Raw genomic sequence first — 300 nt, 5'->3', positions numbered from 1 at the left:
GGCCAGATCGGCGCGGGTCTGGATGGTGAACGGAATCGCGAAGATTTGGCATCGGTCAAACGCTGCGCAAAGGTTTCCACCCAATCGATATGGAAGCCGAAGATGTCATCGGCCATCCAGATGTGATCGGGTTGAAAACTGCGTTTGAGGTGGATCATTTCCGCAGCCACATCTTCGGCATCGCGGCGCACAACCGCCGGACGCGCGCCTGAGCGGCCTGCCGGCGTGGGACCTGGTCGACATGCCGCGTTACCAGCGTTTCTGGCAGCAACGGCACGGCTATTTCAGCTTGAACATGGC

The 300-nt window shown here is 59.7% G+C and carries 1 pseudogene; it reads right to left on the bottom strand.

Features of this window, described 5'->3' with window-relative positions:
* Positions 1-188 (bottom strand): annotated as a pseudogene (locus FFY45_RS20965) (B12-binding domain-containing radical SAM protein); the annotation flags it as partial.
* Positions 189-300 lie beyond the last annotated feature (112 nt).

Source organism: Xanthomonas hortorum, from assembly GCF_011305375.1.
In the GTDB taxonomy this organism is placed as follows: Bacteria; Pseudomonadota; Gammaproteobacteria; order Xanthomonadales; family Xanthomonadaceae; genus Xanthomonas; species Xanthomonas hortorum_E.
This window is presented reverse-complemented; position numbering and strand designations above follow the sequence as displayed.